The sequence below is a fragment of the Acinetobacter sp. TR11 genome, assembly GCF_027105035.1.
In the GTDB taxonomy this organism is placed as follows: Bacteria; Pseudomonadota; Gammaproteobacteria; order Pseudomonadales; family Moraxellaceae; genus Acinetobacter.
Map to the genome: position 1 here is coordinate 2,382,715 of NZ_CP114256.1, position 17,875 is coordinate 2,400,589.

Annotated in this window: 17 protein-coding genes; 9 read left to right on the forward strand and 8 right to left on the reverse strand. The window is 39.1% G+C overall.

All coding sequences use genetic code 11. From position 1 onward, the window contains the following. Positions 1 to 45: 45 nt before the first annotated feature. Complete coding sequence (locus tag O1450_RS11355) at positions 46 to 810, reverse strand: RsiV family protein (RefSeq protein ID WP_269228497.1); 765 nt, start codon at positions 808 to 810, stop codon at positions 46 to 48. A 120-nt stretch (positions 811 to 930) separates the two neighbouring features. Beyond that, a complete protein-coding gene (gene lolA, locus O1450_RS11360; protein ID WP_004664497.1) occupies positions 931 to 1,629 on the reverse strand; it encodes an outer membrane lipoprotein chaperone LolA in 699 nt (232 codons plus the stop codon). 297 nt (positions 1,630 to 1,926) lie between these two features. Between lolA and O1450_RS11365 the strand changes: the two genes are divergently transcribed. Next, positions 1,927 to 2,790: a pirin family protein gene (locus O1450_RS11365; protein WP_269228498.1), complete on the forward strand. Its 864-nt coding sequence runs from the start codon at positions 1,927 to 1,929 to the stop codon at positions 2,788 to 2,790. A gap of 73 nt (positions 2,791 to 2,863) precedes the next feature. On the opposite strand, the gene rpmA is transcribed toward O1450_RS11365, so the two are convergent. Continuing rightward, complete coding sequence (rpmA, locus tag O1450_RS11370; protein ID WP_004640422.1) at positions 2,864 to 3,118, reverse strand: 50S ribosomal protein L27; 255 nt, start codon at positions 3,116 to 3,118, stop codon at positions 2,864 to 2,866. A 17-nt stretch (positions 3,119 to 3,135) separates the two neighbouring features. Further along, positions 3,136 to 3,447, reverse strand: coding sequence for a 50S ribosomal protein L21 (gene rplU / locus O1450_RS11375; protein WP_004664501.1), 312 nt, complete (start codon positions 3,445 to 3,447; stop codon positions 3,136 to 3,138). 448 nt (positions 3,448 to 3,895) lie between these two features. Here rplU and sdsA point away from each other — a divergent pair, with 448 nt between their 5' ends. From sdsA to O1450_RS11415, 8 genes are all read left to right on the forward strand, one after another. After that, positions 3,896 to 4,873 carry an All-trans-nonaprenyl-diphosphate synthase gene (sdsA, locus tag O1450_RS11380; RefSeq protein WP_269228499.1) on the forward strand — a complete coding sequence of 326 codons (978 nt, stop codon included), beginning with the start codon at positions 3,896 to 3,898 and terminating at the stop codon, positions 4,871 to 4,873. 14 nt (positions 4,874 to 4,887) lie between these two features. Continuing rightward, complete coding sequence (locus O1450_RS11385; RefSeq protein WP_269228500.1) at positions 4,888 to 6,939, forward strand: site-specific recombinase; 2,052 nt, start codon at positions 4,888 to 4,890, stop codon at positions 6,937 to 6,939. Positions 6,940 to 7,091: 152 nt separating this feature from the next. Further along, on the forward strand, positions 7,092 to 7,742 hold the full coding sequence (locus O1450_RS11390; protein ID WP_269228501.1) for a phosphatase PAP2 family protein: 651 nt from the start codon (positions 7,092 to 7,094) through the stop codon (positions 7,740 to 7,742). Next, on the forward strand, positions 7,729 to 8,985 hold the full coding sequence (locus O1450_RS11395; protein WP_269228502.1) for an efflux RND transporter periplasmic adaptor subunit: 1,257 nt from the start codon (positions 7,729 to 7,731) through the stop codon (positions 8,983 to 8,985). Before O1450_RS11390 ends, O1450_RS11395 begins: the two co-directional genes overlap by 14 nt. A gap of 12 nt (positions 8,986 to 8,997) precedes the next feature. Further along, positions 8,998 to 12,171 carry a multidrug efflux RND transporter permease subunit AdeJ gene (gene adeJ / locus O1450_RS11400; protein ID WP_269228503.1) on the forward strand — a complete coding sequence of 1,058 codons (3,174 nt, stop codon included), beginning with the start codon at positions 8,998 to 9,000 and terminating at the stop codon, positions 12,169 to 12,171. A gap of 5 nt (positions 12,172 to 12,176) precedes the next feature. Next, positions 12,177 to 13,637, forward strand: coding sequence for a multidrug efflux RND transporter AdeIJK outer membrane channel subunit AdeK (gene adeK, locus O1450_RS11405; protein WP_269230466.1), 1,461 nt, complete (start codon positions 12,177 to 12,179; stop codon positions 13,635 to 13,637). Between the two features lie 109 nt (positions 13,638 to 13,746). Next, positions 13,747 to 14,097, forward strand: a complete 351-nt coding sequence (locus O1450_RS11410; RefSeq protein ID WP_269228504.1) for a YbjQ family protein — start codon at positions 13,747 to 13,749, stop codon at positions 14,095 to 14,097. 8 nt (positions 14,098 to 14,105) lie between these two features. Beyond that, positions 14,106 to 14,543 (forward strand): YbjQ family protein, encoded by a 438-nt coding sequence (locus O1450_RS11415; protein ID WP_269228505.1) that lies wholly within the window; start codon positions 14,106 to 14,108, stop codon positions 14,541 to 14,543. On the opposite strand, the gene O1450_RS11420 is transcribed toward O1450_RS11415, so the two are convergent. Genes O1450_RS11420 through O1450_RS11435 form a run of 4 tightly spaced genes read right to left on the reverse strand, consistent with a single transcriptional unit; the run spans position 14,532 to position 17,811 of the window. Beyond that, positions 14,532 to 15,599: a DUF4116 domain-containing protein gene (locus O1450_RS11420; RefSeq protein ID WP_269228506.1), complete on the reverse strand. Its 1,068-nt coding sequence runs from the start codon at positions 15,597 to 15,599 to the stop codon at positions 14,532 to 14,534. The genes O1450_RS11415 and O1450_RS11420 overlap by 12 nt on opposite strands. Positions 15,600 to 15,619: 20 nt before the next feature. After that, on the reverse strand, positions 15,620 to 16,327 hold the full coding sequence (locus tag O1450_RS11425; RefSeq protein ID WP_269228507.1) for an adenine nucleotide alpha hydrolase: 708 nt from the start codon (positions 16,325 to 16,327) through the stop codon (positions 15,620 to 15,622). Next, complete coding sequence (locus tag O1450_RS11430; protein WP_269228508.1) at positions 16,324 to 17,130, reverse strand: SDR family NAD(P)-dependent oxidoreductase; 807 nt, start codon at positions 17,128 to 17,130, stop codon at positions 16,324 to 16,326. The genes O1450_RS11425 and O1450_RS11430 overlap by 4 nt, the downstream gene beginning before the upstream one ends. Positions 17,131 to 17,148: 18 nt before the next feature. Then, complete coding sequence (locus O1450_RS11435) at positions 17,149 to 17,811, reverse strand: hypothetical protein (RefSeq protein WP_005214182.1); 663 nt, start codon at positions 17,809 to 17,811, stop codon at positions 17,149 to 17,151. Between the last annotated feature and the right edge of the window lie 64 nt (positions 17,812 to 17,875).

The window sequence follows — 17,875 nt, forward strand, 5'->3', positions numbered from 1 at the left end:
TAAACTATCAGCATCTATAAACAATGTTTAGATGCTGACTAACAACTAATTTGGCTCTTTAGGTAAGCTTGGTAAATATTCAGCTTTAATGAATTGCTTCGCTTCATAATATGGCAAGGTCAACTCACTCATCCCTTCCGCATAAGAAGCCAATTCATACAGCGGATAAACAAATACAATTCCATTCACGCCATAGTAATAGTTATCACTGACTTGCAATTGATCTTTCTTAATTTGGTGACCATCTAACCAGTTTTGATTAGCTGCATATAACTCATCACGAAGTTTTTGATTCATATTCGCTTTGATTAGCTCACTTACGGTGATGTGTTTCTTATTGGATAAATCAAAATTCACAAATTCTTGATGCGACATACCATGCGCTGCACCCGCAGAATAGGAATAAGTCTGCATCGCAAAAGTCGCTAAATTATAATTCTGCCCCACGAAACGCACATAGGTGCTGCTTTCACTAAGCGATGGTTGATCAGCAGGCACTTTTACTTTTTGATCAGCAAGATTAGAAAATGCATTTGGCTCTGCTTTTTTCATACGATTGAGAAAATATTCATCAATCCATTTTTGATTGGTTTCAACATTTTGTAAATTATACTTGGTACAACCATCTTCTAAACAGACTTTTTGTTTGGGTATTTTGACTGCAATAACTTTCGCTTGAATGAGTGGAATATCTACTTTGTCCTTTTCATTAGTTGTATCTTTTTTAGGTTGGCAACCTGTTAATGCAATAATCGTCAGGATAGGAAGAAGCGGAATAATTTTTGATAATTGTGTAAAGTTCATCGTCATGCAAGTCTCTGATGTTTTTCTTAACTATACAAAGCCTTGCCTATAGATGAAATTAAGAAATGTATCTACATTTCACCTCAAAGAGCCACAGTAATGGCAGCCCTTTGAGTATTTAGAATATTACTGATCAATAATATCCGTACCTTTCGGTGGCGTGAAATTAAATACTGATGCAGGAATAGTTGGATTAACTTTTACATTAGTAAAGCGAACATTTGTTGTTTGACCTAAAGAATCTTGTAAGACCATTAAGTTAGGTGCCTTATTTGCACCAAAACTAATCGTTAAACTTTGGAATGCTCCATCCTCTTGTTTTGGATACAAAGTATAATAAAGCTTACTACGATCAGGCTGCGTTACGCGATAAGATTGCATAATCTGATTGGTATTCCCAGACAGTAAAAGCGCTGGGGTATTCGCAATTTGATCATCCAAGCTTTGACGTACTGCTTGTTGAAGATCAGGATCATAAATCCAGACTACTTTACCTGTGGTCACAATCGTTTGTTTAGCAGGACTTGTGGTTTCCCAATAAAACTTTCCAGGTCGTTCAACTTTCATTGAACCTTTAAAAGTCTGATTCATATGTTGTGCAGTTAAACCTTTTTTCTGAACTGCTTTATTACTCGCAGCTACTTTGGTACTTTGTTCAAAATCTGCTGTGAATCTTTGTAAGCCAGAGAGTTGTTGAACCAAACTATTCGTCGCCTGCTGAGTCGATGCAGCCACGGGTGCAGCAAATACCTGACTACTCACAACAGGAGCAAGTGTAGCTACACTTAAAGTTGTTGCATAAGCGATTTTTTTTACGAAATTCATAAAATGAACCTTCTATCAGATTTTTACTGTTATGACGACATCTTACTGTTTTTGATCATTTAAAAAATGAAGAAAAGCATTGGTTTTGTGTAATTCGTGTCGCAAAGTTCTGCATTATGTATGAAGTTACAGCCTTTATGTAGAAATTGTAATAATAAAAGTGCTTAGCGATAAAGATTAAAGAAGCGTACATTTTTAATGATTGTGTCTGAAATAAGAAACTGTTTATCAACAGCATGCTAGACGAAAAATTAGATTTTGTTAGTCTACTATAAGCTCCATTTAGAAGTATAACGAATGAAAAGCCTTGCCTTTATTCACCGTAATGATACCCGCTTTGCCATCGGTGACTTTTATCCTGCTCTTTCCGTATTTTCCTATCAAGAGTTAGGTAATACTACTTCACCTTTTTTACTCTTAGATCATCTTGGCCCTGGTATTTTAGAACCTAAAAGTAATAAAAAAGGTGTCCACGAACACCCTCATCGTGGTTTTGAAACCGTGACCTTTGTTTTTGCTGGGGAATTAGAGCATCAAGATTCAATTGGGCATGGGGGGATTATTAAACAAGGTGATGTGCAGTGGATGACAGCTGCCTCTGGGGTACAGCATATTGAACATTTCAGCCCAGAGTTCAGAGAGCAAGGCGGCTATTTTGAAATGGTGCAATTATGGGTCAATTTACCAGCTAAAGATAAAATGTCACGCCCTCGCTATCAAAGCTTATCGAATAATACGATTCCAAAAATATTATTAGAACACGATGCTGGTTATGTCCGTATTGTTGCAGGGCAATTTGAAAATATTCAAGGTATTGCTCAAACCTTTAGTCCAATGAATGTATTTGATGTTCATCTAAATAAAGGACATCAAATTATTCTGCCAGCAGCTCATGGAGATACAACATTAGTTTATTTACGTCGCGGTAAGGCGCAATTTGCTGAAGATGAAGACCTTTTAGAGGAACAAGCCATCGCGATGATGTCTAGTTTTGAGACCGATGTTTCAATCACCGCTTTAGAAAATTGCGACATCTTATTTCTATCTGCTCCACCTTTACAGGAACCTGTTAATGGGCATGGTTTTTTCGTAATGAATAGTTATGAAGAAATTCTACAAGCCTATGAAGACTTAAAAATGGGTGTGTTTGGCAAGTACTGAACTAATGATCTATTTCAAAATGAAGAGCAATAAAAAACCCGCTAAAAGCGGGTTTTTTTTGAACCATTAAAGCTTAAGCTTCAACAGTTACATAGCGACGGCCAAATTGACCTTTCACTTCAAATTTTACTACGCCGTCAGCAGTAGCAAATAAAGTATGGTCACGACCCATACCAACATTTGCACCAGCGTGGAATTCTGTACCACGTTGACGAACGATGATGTTACCAGCAGTTACAGTTTGACCACCGTAAACTTTAACACCTAACATCTTAGGATTCGAATCACGACCGTTCTTCGTCGATCCACCGGCTTTTTTAGTTGCCATGTCTATTTACTCCTGAGTTAGCCTGCGATACCAGTAATTTTCAACTCGGTAAACCATTGACGGTGACCTTGTTGCTTACGGTAGTGTTTACGACGACGCATTTTGATGATGCGGATTTTGTCGTGACGACCATGGCCAACTACTTCTGCAGTTACTTTTGCGCCAGCTACTACTGGAGCACCGATTTGAATGCTGTCACCGTTAACAACCATCAATACGTCATCAAACGTAATAGTTGAACCAGTTTCTGCTTTCAACAATTCTACTTTAAGGGTTTCACCCTCAACAACACGGTGCTGTTTACCACCGCTTTGGATTACTGCGTACATAATGTACTCCAACATGCCCGTGTCGTCGTGTCGATAAAGGGATATACCGAGCTTAAAACGAACGCCACTGGGGTTATACAAGGGGACAAATTTTAAGTGAAAACTGATCAAACAACAAGTCATTTTGCACAAATGCAAAGATATTGATAAGTTGCTTGGATTTTTTAATGAAATCAATTAGATTGATGTCGGCTTGTTTTGATTGATTCTGATCAAAATTTGAAATACATTTTTTAAAACAAATTGCGACAATAACAAACTGTGTTTTTACAAAGTCATAAGTAGAGTGATAACGGTTGGTAGAGAATTTCTTTTTTTGCCTAAATTAAAACCAAAAAACTCACCGTCTTGTTGTAAATCACAGATTACATGACTTGTATAACTGTTTAGCAATAAATTAATTGATACACTTGGCAACATTATCCACCTATACGAGGTTTTCCTTCATATGGTTATCGATTTCAAGCAAGACATTCTCTCCCCTGTTGCGACAGATTTTGCTGCGATGGATCACCTTATCAATGAAGGTATAAGTTCTAAAGTTGGTCTTGTTATGTCTGTCAGTAAACATGTGGTTGAAGCTGGCGGTAAACGCATGCGCCCAATCATGTGCTTACTTGCCGCTCGTGCTTGTAATATCGCAAATATGGAACAAGCTCAACACTTAGCTGCCATTATCGAAATGCTGCATACAGCGACCTTGGTGCATGATGATGTCGTTGATGAATCCAACTTACGCCGTGGTCGCCCAACCGCAAATGCCACTTGGAATAACCAAACTGCGGTTTTAGTCGGTGACTTTTTAATTGCACGTGCTTTTGATTTATTGGTCGACCTCGGCAACATGACTTTATTGAAAGATTTCTCAGCTGGAACATGTGAAATTGCTGAAGGTGAAGTCCTTCAACTACAATCACAACATCAACCTGATACCACTGAAGAAACCTATCTCAGAATTATTCACGGTAAAACTTCGCGTTTATTTGAGCTTGCAACAGAAGGTGCAGCAATTTTAGCTGGCACTGAAGAATATCGAGAGCCTTTGCGTCGTTTTGCTGGTCATTTTGGTAATGCCTTCCAAATTATTGATGATATTTTGGACTACACCTCTGATGCCGACACATTAGGTAAAAATATTGGTGATGATTTAATGGAAGGTAAACCGACTTTACCGTTAATTTCAGCATTAGCTCATTCAACTGGAGATGATCATGCGATTATTCGTCGCAGTATCGCGACAGGTGGTATCGAGCATTTGGACAAAGTCATTGAAATTGTTCACAACTCAGGCGGCTTAGACTACTGTCAAAAACGTGCCCAACAAGAAACGGATGCAGCTTTAGAGGCGCTTAAAGCGCTACCAGATAATGAATATCGCCAAGCACTGATTAATTTGACCTTAATGGCCTTACATCGACTTCAATAATTTTATGAGTGCCTATGCATTTAACTTTATCTGATTTATTTTTAAAAATGCAGGAACAGCTTGATCAAAACCAAGCTGTTTTAGATGAAAATATTATCATCGAATTAATTAACTGCTTACGACCAAAGAATCCAAAGGATGCGGACGAAGTTAAACAACAGATTCAGGGCTTCATCAAAATATTATTATTGACGCCGACGTCTGCACTCCTATTACAAAATTTCTTACTCAAACTGATTAGCCAATACAAACAGATTAGCTTGTATGCTGATAGTGGTATTCTTTCATTAGATGGCTTTTGGAATCAGCTGAGTCAACGCCTTGGCGCGCACTTTCTTCCATTGGTTGAAGATGGTCAGCAGTTAAAGACTCTTATTAGGAAAGTATTTCACCAAGAAACAGATAGTCAATGGCTTGATCTGATTGAGAATCAAGACTGGATCACTTTATTTAATCTGTTAGCCGAAAACCAAAGTAATACGATTGAAAAACAAATTTCTAAAAATGAGTTAATCAAAGCGATTACCGTTTTGTCTTATCGAATCAGCGGTATAGGTTTATATCCTGAATTTATTAATGCTCAGCCAGATATTATTGAATATGAATCTCCCTTCTTAGTTCAAAATCGAGAAATTGTTGAGTTCATCGAAAAATATAAAAAACAAATTGATGATCAAGATGCTGTTGTTGTAATGCCACCACCTGATGCATCTCAGGCATTCGTGATGCTAGATCAATGTCGTGAAGTTGTGCTCAAAATTCGCCGTGCAACTAAACGTATTGGTGTGAGTGTTAGCTTAACCTATTTATTGTCTCTACTTGAGCAAGCAATTGATCGTATTGAACTTTTATTGAGCTTATTGGCAAGTAAAAATGAGGTACGCTATCTTGCACTGGGTGAATTACTCACTGACTTAACCAAAGCACATTATGATGAAAAAAGTGTTCGTCATTTACTCAGTTCAACCAGTGAACTGATTGCATTACAGGTCACTGAAAATGCGAGTAAAACAGGTGAACATTATGTAAGCACTGATAAAGCTGGCTTTTTGGGTATGTATAAAGCAGCAGCTGGTGCTGGTGCAATTATCGCAACGATGGCCACTTTAAAGATTTTGACTGCTCGTTTAGTGCTCGCACCTTTTACACATGCATTTTTATATAGTATGAATTATGCATTAGGCTTCATGCTTATCCATGTCTTACACTTTACCGTTGCGACTAAGCAACCCGCGATGACAGCGGCAGCACTTGCTGCAACAGTACAACATCAGAAAGGCAGTAAAACAGCTCAAATTGCTGAATTGGCTGCTCTGATTATCAACATTATTCGAACTCAATTTATTGCTATCCTCGGTAACATTTCGATTGCTATACCAGTAGCAGCTTTAATTACTTTTTTATGGCAATACAATCTACATGAACCTTTGCTTTCATCAACAAAAGCAAGCAAAACCTTACATGATCTAAATCCGTTTACTTCGTTAGCTGTACCCCATGCTGCAATTGCTGGAATATGCTTATTTTTCTCAGGACTACTTGCAGGCTACTTCGATAATTTGGCGATCTACCGAAAGGTTGGTCCTCGCTTAAAACAACACCAGCGTTTGAAACGCTGGATGGGACAACAGCGTTTAGATAAATTTGCCAATTATATTGAAACCAATCTTGGGGCTTTGGCTGGTAATTTTCTTTTTGGCATCATGCTTGGCAGTATGGGGACGATTGGTTTTATTCTTGGTTTACCTTTAGATATTCGACATATTGCCTTTGCCTCTGCCAATTTTATTCAAGGTCTTATGACCATCGGTAGCCCTGATATTGGTTTAATCATCGTGTCTTTTTTAGGGGTTATGCTAATCGGCCTGACTAACTTATTTGTCAGCTTTACCTTGACAATTATTGTTGCACTTCGTGCCCGCCGCGTCCGCTTCGCTCAATGGAAACCACTCGCAAAATTAGTGATGACTCATTTCTTAACTCGACCAAGTGACTTTTTTTGGCCCCCTAGCCAACCTGTACACTTAGAAGAACAAAATAAAACTGAGCAAAAAATGAGACATTAATCGAATTTTGTTATGTTTTTTTAATGAAGCTTATAAAAATATGAAAATGAAATTATCATAAAATTTCAAGACTTGACCAAAAGTGTACTCACGAGTACACTTTAAAACATTCGATAACCCTGAACAATGGTTAAGCAAAAAATGAGGTTCGCATGCCGTACCTACTGCTTTGTATTGGTTGCTTTTTTTTAGGATTGGGTGTGATTGGGTTCATTTTTCCAAACACATCAAATCTAGACCTTTTTAGTGTTCAAGCTTTTTTTGAACACCGTTCATTGATGCTTAACAACGTGACAATTCTACTTTCTCTGTTAGGTGGGATGCCATTTTTATTATTTTTAACCACTTTTTTGTGTCTTTATCAAACTTGGATTAAAAACTATAAGAATGTGATTTTTATCACTTTGAGTGTGGGTGGAAGTATTGTGATTGGTTGGCTTCTGAAATGGAGTATTGATCGACCAAGACCCTTGGAGTTTTATCACTTAGTTCAAAGCTATGGCGCATCATTCCCAAGTGCCCATAGCCTTTATGCAGCAACCCTTGCGAGTTTAATGATGTTATTGCTTCAGCAACATAAATATCGCACGAGTGTCATTTTAGTATCTACGTTATGGTTTATTTTCATGGGGATATCTAGAGTTTACGCGGGGGTTCACTTTCCGACTGACGTACTTACGGGTTGGGGAATTGGATTGGTTTGGACTTCATTGCTTTGGTTTTGGCTGTATCAAAGCAATTTCAGCAATAATTTGTTTTTAGATAAGAAATCTAAATTGAGGTGGAATAATGATGTCGGCTAAGCTTTGGGCACCTGCCCTGACTGCTTGCGCATTAGCAACAAGCATTGCGCTTGTTGGTTGTAGCAAAGATCCTAAAAATGCACAGCAAACTGCTGCTGCACAAAAAATGCCACCTCCAGAAGTCGGTGTCATCGTTGCACAACCACAAAGCGTTGAACAAAACGTTGAACTTTCGGGTCGAACATCTGCATATCAAATTTCAGAAGTTCGTCCACAAACAGGCGGTGTCATTTTAAAGCGTTTATTTGCTGAAGGCAGTTATGTACAAGCAGGTCAAGCACTCTATGAAATTGATGCGAATACAAATCGTGCAACTGCTGATAGTGCTCGAGCAACTTTATTGCGTCAGCAAGCAAATCTAAATGCGCTACGTGTGAAAGAAGGTCGTTATCGTCAATTGGTTGGAACTAATGCTGTTTCTAAACAAGAATATGATGATATCAATGCTCAAGTTCAACTCGCTGAAGCAGATGTCGCAGCATCACAAGCAGCGCTTAAAAATGCTGAAATTAATTTAGGTTACTCAACTGTTCGAGCACCTATTTCAGGACAATCGAGTCGTTCATCAGTTACCTCTGGTGCTTTAGTTACAGCAAATCAAGCAGATCCATTAGTGACAATTCAACAACTTGACCCAATCTATGTTGATATCAATCAATCAAGTGCTGAACTATTGCGTCTGCGCCAGCAACTTAGCAAAGGTAGTTTAGACAATAGCAACAATACTCGGGTCAAAATTACACTTGAAGATGGTTCAGATTATCCATTAGAAGGACAACTTGCATTCTCTGGCGCTAGTGTTAACCCAGAAACTGGTACAGTGACTTTACGTGCGGTATTCCCAAACCCAAATCATCTGTTATTACCAGGTATGTATGCAACTGCAAAAATTTCTCAAGCAGTTCTACCGAATGCTTACTTGATTCCTCAAGCGGCTGTAACACGTTTACCAACAGGTCAAGCAATCGCACTGATCGTAAATGCGAAAGGTGCAATTGAAACTCGCCCTATCACAACAGTCGGCGTAAAAGGTCAAGATTGGATTGTGACTGAAGGCCTAAAAGTTGGTGATAAAGTTGTAGTCGATGGCGTTGCTAAGGTCAAAGAAGGGCAGGAAGTTTCTGCTAAGCCTTATCAACCACAAGCAAAAGCACAACAAGATCAGAATGCTGCTCCTCAGGCAAGCGAACAAAAGCAAGTCAATTCACCAAAAGCTGAACAAAAAGCTACTTCACAAGCTTAAGGGGTAGATTGCATGGCTCAATTTTTTATCCATCGCCCGATTTTTGCATGGGTGATTGCGTTGGTCATTATGTTGGCGGGTATCCTCACGCTGACAAAAATGCCCGTTGCGCAATATCCAACAATTGCTCCCCCCACGGTAACGATTTCCGCAACTTATCCTGGGGCATCTGCTGAAACAGTTGAAAATACAGTTACCCAAATCATCGAACAACAAATGAATGGTTTGGATGGCTTACGTTATATTTCTTCAAACAGTGCAGGTAATGGTCAAGCATCTATCAATTTAAACTTTGAACAAGGTATTGATCCAGATATTGCTCAAGTTCAAGTTCAAAACAAACTTCAATCAGCTACAGCACTATTACCTGAAGATGTACAACGTCAAGGGGTACGAGTGACTAAGTCTGGTGCAAGTTTTATGCAAGTTGTTGCATTTTACTCGCCAGATGGCAGCTTAACTGGATCAGATATTAAAGACTATGTAAACTCAAACATCTCTGAACCACTTAGTCGTGTTGCAGGTGTCGGTGAAGTCACTGTATTTGGTGGTTCTTATGCAATGCGTATCTGGTTAGATCCAGCGAAACTGACTAGCTTTAATCTCACACCTTCAGATGTTGCTGCGGCTATACGTTCACAAAACGCTCAAGTTGCAGTAGGTCAATTAGGTGGTGCTCCAGCAGTTCAGGGTCAAATTTTAAATGCGACTGTCAATGCACAAAGTATGTTGCAAACACCTGAACAGTTTAAAAACATTTTCCTGAAAAATACGGCTGCTGGCGCACAAGTTCGCTTGAGTGATGTGGCACGTGTTGAATTAGGCTCGGATAATTATCAATTCGATTCTAAGTTTAATGGTAATCCTGCGGGTGGTGTTGCAATCAAACTTGCAACAGGAGCAAATGCACTTGATACAGCAAAAGCTGTTGAGAAACGTTTATCAGAGCTTCGTAATAACTATCCAACAGGTTTAAAAGACAAACTTGCTTATGACACAACACCCTTTGTTAAACTTTCGATTGAAAGTGTAGTTCATACGCTGATTGAAGCAGTTATTCTTGTATTTATTGTGATGTTCCTGTTCTTACAGAACTGGCGCGCAACCATTATTCCAACGCTTGCTGTACCCGTGGTGGTATTGGGAACATTTGCCGTAATTAATATCTTTGGCTTTTCGATCAATACGCTCACCATGTTCGCAATGGTACTTGCCATCGGTCTATTAGTTGATGATGCGATTGTCGTCGTCGAGAACGTCGAACGTGTGATGCAAGAAGAGCACTTAGAACCTGTACCTGCAACTGAAAAGTCAATGAGTCAGATTTCTGGTGCTTTAATTGGTATTACCAGTGTATTAACAGCGGTATTCGTACCAATGGCATTTTTTGGTGGTACAACTGGGGTTATTTATCGCCAGTTCTCAATCACTTTAGTCACTGCAATGATTTTATCTTTAATCGTTGCATTAACCTTTACCCCTGCCCTTTGTGCAACGTTGTTAAAACAACACGATCCAAACAAGCCAGAAAGCAACAATATTTTTGCACGCTTCTTTCGTTGGTTTAACCGTAGCTTCGATAAACTATCAGTGAAATATCAAGGTGGTGTCAATCGTATGACACACCATAAGATTTTCTCTGGGATCATTTATATCGTAGTGATTGCTGGTTTGGTTGGTCTATACAAAGTGTTGCCATCTTCTTTCTTACCAGAAGAAGACCAAGGCGTAGTTATGACTTTAGTTCAGTTGCCGCCAAGCGCTAGCTTAGAACGTACTGATAAAGTTATTACCACAATGACCGATTACTTCCTGCATAAGGAAAAAGATCATGTTGATTCGATCTTTACCGTTTCTGGTTTCTCGTTCACTGGGGTCGGTCAAAATGCGGGTCTCGCCTTCATTAAATTGAAGGACTGGAGCGAACGTACCACACCTGAATCACAAATTGGTGCGATTATTCAGCGTGGTATGGCACTCAATATGATTGTAAAGGATGCTTCTTACATCATGCCATTACAATTGCCTGCTATGCCAGAATTAGGCGTATCATCAGGATTTAATATCCAGTTGAAAGATGTCAGTGGTCAAGGTCATGAAAAACTGATTGCGGCAAGAAATGCAATTTTAGGTATGGCATCACAAGACAAACGTCTTGCAGGTGTTCGTCCGAACGGTCAAGAAGATACACCTCAATACAAAATCACTGTTGATCAAGCGCAAGCTGGCGCAATGGGTGTCAGTATTAGTGATATTAACAGCACCATGAGCATGGCTTGGGGTGGCTCTTATATCAATGATTTTGTTGACCGTGGTCGTGTCAAAAAAGTTTATGTCCAAGGTGAAGCAGATACTCGCATGATGCCCGAAGACCTAAACAAATGGTATGTACGCAATAACAAAGGCCAAATGGTTTCATTCTCAGCATTTGCTAAAGGCGAATGGACGTATGGTTCACCACGTTTAGAACGTTATAACGGCGTATCATCTGTCAACATTCAAGGTACACCTGCACAAGGTGTCAGCTCTGGTGATGCAATGTTGGCAATGGAAGAAATCATTGGAAAGTTACCATCAATGGGCTTACAAGGTTTCGACTATGAATGGACAGGTTTATCTTTAGAAGAACGTGATTCTGGTAATCAGACACTTCCTTTACTGATTCTTTCGTTATTGATCGTCTTCCTATGTCTTTCTGCATTATATGAAAGTTGGGCGATTCCAATTTCTGTATTGTTAGTTGTACCTTTAGGTATTATTGGTGCCTTTACATTGACATGGTTGGGTATGGTGATTAAGGGCGATCCAAACCTGTCCTTTAATATTTACTTCCAAGTCGCGATCGTAGCAGTCATAGGTCTTTCTGCCAAAAATGCAATTTTAATTGTAGAATTTGCTAAAGAATTGCAGGAGCAAGGTGAAGATCTATTTGATGCAACCTTACATGCTGCAAAAATGCGTTTACGTCCAATTATCATGACTACACTTGCTTTTGGTTTTGGTGTTTTACCATTAGCCTTAGCAAGCGGTGCTGGTGCTGGTAGTCAGCACTCAGTCGGTTATGGTGTACTTGGTGGTGTAATTTCTTCAACACTTTTAGGTATCTTCTTCATCCCTGTGTTCTTCGTGTGGATTCGTAGTATCTTTAAGTACAAACCTAAAACTTTAAATACTCAGGAGCATTGATCGTGATGCAAACTGTTTGGTCTATTTCCAGTCGTGGCATTGCAATCTCTGCACTCGCGCTCTCTTTGGCTGCCTGCCAAAGTATGCGCGGGCCAGAGCCTGTTGTGAACACAAATACTCCTGAAAGCTACGCGTCTTATGGTAATGCTTCTGGAAAATCAATTGCTGAACAAGGTTATAAAGACTTTTTTGCTGACCAACGTTTATTACAGGTCATTGATTTGGCTCTTGCTAATAACCGCGATTTACGTACTGCTGCATTGAATATCCAAAAAGCTCAACAGCAATATCAAATCTCAGAAAATAATCAATTGCCAACAATCGGAGCAAGCGGTAGTGCTGTGCGCCAAGTCAGCCCTTCTCGTGATCCGAATAATCCTTATTCAACTTATCAAGTTGGTTTAGGTCTCACCTCTTATGAGCTTGATTTCTGGGGACGCGTACGCAGCTTAAAAGATGCGGCTTTAGACGGTTATCTTGCAACTCAAAGTTCACGTGATGCAACGCAAATCAGTTTAATCAGCCAAGTCACTCAAGCTTGGTTGAATTATTCATTTGCAAGTGCGCAACTTAAACTTGCCGATCAAACGCTCAAAGCACAACAAGATTCGTTTAACTTGAACAAGAAACGTTTTGATGTGGGCATCGATAGCGAAATTCCTGTGCGTCAAGCACAAATTTCGGTTGAAACTGCGCGTAATGATGTGGCGAACTATAAAACACAAATTGCTCAAGCACAAAACTTGTTGAACTTGCTTGTTGGCCAGCCTGTTCCTCAGAACTTGCTGCCTCAACAACAAGTGACTCGTATCACTCAGCAAAATGCGTTAAGTGCAGGCTTACCAAGTGATTTGTTAAATAATCGTCCTGACGTGAAAGCTGCCGAATATCAACTCAGTGCTGCTGGTGCGAATATTGGTGCAGCAAAAGCACAATTATTCCCAACCATTAGTTTGACTGGTTCGGCAGGTTATGCATCAACTGACTTGAGTGATTTATTCAAATCAGGAAATGCGTTATGGTCTATTGGACCAAGTATTAACATGCCAATCTTTGATTGGGGTACACGCAAAGCGAATGTGAAGATTTCTGAAACGGATCAAAAAATTGCACTTGCTAACTATGAAAAGTCAGTACAGTCTGCTTTCCGTGAAGTGAATGATGCACTTGCAACGCGTGCCAATATTGGTGATCGTTTAACAGCTCAACGTCGTCTAGTTGAAGCAACAAATACGACTTATAAACTTTCTAATGCTCGCTTCCGTGCAGGTATTGATAGTTACCTAACCGTATTAGATGCGCAACGTTCAGCATATTCGGCTGAGCAAGGTTTATTGTTGTTACAACAAGCGAACTTAAATAGCCAAGTGGAACTCTATAAAACGCTTGGTGGTGGTTTAAAAGCCAATACAAGTGAAACTGTAAATCCACAACCTTCTAGCGCACAAATTCACGCCGCTCAATAATTTTGATTATTTTCGGTTTAAAAGCTCACTTCGGTGAGCTTTTTTATTGCAACACATGCAAATTTTTCTTATCTTCAAAGATAGCATATCAATGATTTAGACAAATACCATGTTATTAAGCAGTTTAGAATCTATGCCCGGGCATACTATTTTACGTCAGTTAGATGTTGTTTATGGCAGCACCGTTCGTAGTAAACACGTTGGTCGTGACCTTATGGCTGGTTTGAAAAACATCGTGGGTGGTGAACTGACAGGTTATACAGAATTACTTGAAGAATCTCGTCAAGAAGCAACTCAACGTATGATTGATAAAGCACGAGGTTTAGGTGCCAATGCTGTTGTCGGAATCCGCTTCTCGACCTCAAATATCGCTCAAGGTGCATCTGAACTCTTTGTCTATGGAACAGCGGTCGTCGTCCAGCCGATTACACCAAAACTTCCTGATCCATTTAACGCTTAGGCATGTCTATGAGTGGATTAATTTTTCAGATCATTCTTTTTCTGATTCTATTTTCAGTCGGTTGGGGATTTGGTCGTCATATCGAACAAAAACATTTACGTGAATTAGATGAAAAAGAAAAACAATTTGCCCATATTCGGATTGATACCAATCGATTTGTTGAAACATCAGCAAAGGGGCAATTGGTGAGTAGCAATGTCGTCATCTCACATGATTACTTTAAATATGTACTTGCCAATATTCAGAACTTTTTCGGTGGTCGCCTGACCAGTTATGAAAGTGTGGTTGAACGCGCACGTCGTGAAGCCATGCTCCGTCTCAAGCAAGAAGCAGATCGAATAGGCGCAAATCATATTATGGGGGTTCGTCTCAGTACCACAGAATTAGGTATGCAGGGTGGTATGGTTGAAGTATTTGCTTATGGTACCGCGATTTTAAATAAATAAACTGGCTTCAGGATTCTGTGCTAATGCTTGCTTAATAATATCTGCTGTTTTGTATCGGACAAACTCTAGAGCCATACCATTTTGTTGCACTGCTTTTAAACAAATTTCTTGAGTTTGTTGTTTCACACAAGAGAGTAACAAACCATTTAGAGAAACTGCTTCCAAACAAATTAAGTCTGTTTGCTCACGAACATATTCAAAACCATTACCATAATGATTTTGTATACAAAACAAACAAATTTCTTCAGTTTGCTCATGGACATATTGCAAGTAAAATTCATCTTGAGCAACTGCTATTCGACATAGATCGGGCGTTTGCTGTTTAACAAAATATAAAGCTAGACCAAAACATTCAACAGCTGCATAACAAATTTCTTCAGTCTGTTCAGGCACAAACTCAAGTGCACTACCTGTTTTTTTTACGGCAATTAAACAAAGCTGCTCAGTACGATTAGGGATAAACTGTAATAAATGACCATCATATTTAACAGCTGTGAATGCCATTTCATCATCAATAAATTGGGCAAAACATATAGCTTCTGGATTTTGGAAAATCGCAGCTCGACAAATCTCCAAACTTTGTATTTTGACAAACTCTAATGCCAACCCATCATTAGCAACGGCTTCAAGTACAAGCGCTTTGGTCTGTTGATCTATATATTCTAAAACCAAACCATTTTGTTGGACTGCAAGCAATAACATTTCAGTGCTAATATTTTTTACATATTTAATCGCATAGCCTGTTTGTGCAAGTGCAACTTTACAAATATCACTTGTTTGATATGGAACAAATTGTAAAGCCATACCATTTTGCTGAACTGCAACTAAACTAAGTGCTTCTGTCCTTTGCTCTACTGGGATTAAACCCAAGGCATAACCATCTGCTTTTACAGCAGCATATAAAACGTCATTAGTTGGATCAGATAGAAATTGTAAAGCTAAGTAATTCTGTTGAACTGCTATAATTTGCATCTCTAAGTCTGGCTGCACCACAAATTGTATTGCTCTACCGTCGAATTGTAACTGGTTAATAATTTCATTACGTTTTTGAGACATTAATAAACCTTTTAAAATATTCACTCCGCAAAAATCGCTTGCCAATAATGATAGGTTTTCTCTTCACCATTCTCTAACTTAAACTCGTATGACATCTGACGCGTCTCAATAATTTCAAACTCAACAGGATGTTTGAATAAACCGCCTGCATAAGCAAAGGTATGATATTCACCATTCTCACCACAGAGATCAACTTCACTTGGTATTCGTGCAATCAGTTCAGCATCAATATTTTGACCAATAAACGACTCATCGAGCTTACTGGCATCAGTCACAATAATTTTAGTTTTAATACCTGAGTCTAAAAAATCTTGCATCACTTCGTTCGAATTAAGATTCCAGATCGGTTCAACGACTTCAATCCCTAAAGGATGCAAACGATCTTCTCGATATTTGCGTACATCGCTCAGGTAAATATCACCAAAGATAAAGTGTTCAACACCTTGCGCTTTAAAATGATTGGCAGCATCTAACATACGCTGCTCATACACAGGCAGATTTTTGGGTAAAAATACAGGATAAAGTGGAATCCCAATACTTTCAGCTTGCTTCATCAATAATAAAAATGGAATCGCATGCATGGAAGACAATTCAGTTTCTTCATTTATTGTAGTTAATAAGGCAACTACCTCAAATTCATCCTGTTGTAATACTTTATACAATGCCAAAGATGAATCTTTACCACCACTCCAATTGAAAACGGCTTTCTTGCGCTTATTCACACTCATTTCACTTTCATTTTGCGAATCATCTTATACAATAAGTTTGGTGATAATCGAGAGACCAAGACACCCAATTGTTCTTTTTTCCCACCAACAACAATATATTCATCTCCTGCCATCAAAGATTCAACGACACGTTCTGCAAATACATCTGCTTCTAAACCATTTTCAATCGCTTCATCTTGATGCCCTTGCGGTTTACCCTCACCATTTAAAGCATTAAATGAAACATTGGTTTTAATAAAACCAGGGAAAACCACTGAAACCGCTATTCCCTCTTTGGCGACTTCCGCACGTAAACTATTGGCCCACATGTGAATTGCAGCCTTAGCCGCAGAATAAGTCGCGCGATATTGGGTTCCTAAAAGACCCGCCACACTCGAAATAAACACTACCCGACCTGATTTTTGTTTGAGCAAAGTTGGTAATACGGTTTTGGTAAAGAACACTTGTGAGAAATAATCCACCTCCATGATGGCACGTTCAGTGTGCATACTCGTTTCTTCAATCAACGCGCGCTGACTCAAGCCTGCATTATTAATCAGCCAATCAATACGTCCTTTGGTTGCGAGAACTTGTTCATGTGCATGGCGGACTTGCGCTTCATCGGTAATATCAGCAGCGATTGAAAGATGCTGTTCAGGCTTAAGTAAACCCACTCGAACCGATTCCAACTCATCATAACGGCGTGATGTCAGTACAACTTGAGCACCTTGTAAAGCGCACTCTCGTGCCAAAGCTTTACCTAAGCCCGAAGATGCACCTGTAATCCATACGACTTTATTTTCAAGACTTTTAAGTTTCGCCATGTCATATATCTCCTTTATTTATGCAGGGTGACGCATAAATTTAAGAAAGTAATCTACATAAGTTGCCGCAACCTGTTGATCAAGTTGAGTACCTAATTTCTCTAAACGCTTATACCCTAAATGAGTCGTCATATTAATTACGCCATTTAAAGTTTTATCCACTACGAAATTAAATTTTAAGCTCTTTTTAGGCTCACGAATTAAATGAGTTACTCCAACATCAATCACTTCTGTCAGTAATTTAAGTGAATTCGCAATTTCCCGACTTTCCCCTTCAGCTAATTTTTGACTCGAAGCTTTAACCTGTTGAGTCAACTGTTGCTCAATCGGATACGTCATATATACCGACTCATCTTCAACTCGAATTGTTTTAGATAAATATTCAACCAATGGAACTAGACGATCATTCCCAAAGAATGACACTGACCATGGCATATATTTTCGAATTGCTTCTAAAATCTGCTGAATCACTTTTTCAGATTCACCTGTGAGTGAGTGATGTTGATTGTCTTGTAATAGCACCATAAAAACTTGTTCAATCACTTCACATGCAATTTCAGATAAAACTGCCCCCAAAGCATTTGCTTGGCTTTCTTTACTACCTTGTAAGAGCTGCGTACGGATATGAGCAAATCGCGCGTATGTATCGGCATGAATATTTAAAAAAACGTCAGTTTTCATTCTAATAACCCTATTCTAGATTCCATAAAATAAGGGCTTATTAAATAAGCCCTTATTCACCCTT